We start from the raw sequence: 283 nt of genomic DNA, 5'->3' as shown, positions 1-283 counted from the left end.
CAAGGAGCGCGAGCGCCTCTACCAGGCGTTCCGCGACAAGGAGATCCAGGTGCTGGTGGTGTCCAAGGTCGCCAACTTCTCGATCGACCTGCCGGAGGCCGCGGTGGCGATCCAGGTGTCGGGCCCGTTCGGCTCGCGCCAGGAGGAGGCGCAGCGGCTCGGCCGGGGGCTGCGGCCCAAGGCCGACGGCGGCGGGGCGCGCTTCTACACGGTGGTCAGCCGCGACACGGTCGACCAGGAGTTCGCGGCGCACCGCCAGCGGTTCCTGGCCGAGCAGGGGTAC

The 283-nt window shown here is 72.4% G+C and carries 1 protein-coding gene; it reads left to right on the top strand.

All coding sequences use genetic code 11. From position 1 onward, the window contains the following. A partial coding sequence (locus HTZ77_RS45045) for a helicase-related protein (protein WP_268960293.1) occupies positions 1–283 on the top strand: 283 nt, incomplete at both ends.

The sequence above is a fragment of the Nonomuraea montanisoli genome, assembly GCF_013363975.1.
GTDB classification, from domain to species: Bacteria; Actinomycetota; Actinomycetes; order Streptosporangiales; family Streptosporangiaceae; genus Nonomuraea; species Nonomuraea montanisoli.
The sequence above is the reverse complement of the archived record's forward strand: the minus strand, read 5'-3'. Positions and strand labels throughout refer to the sequence as shown.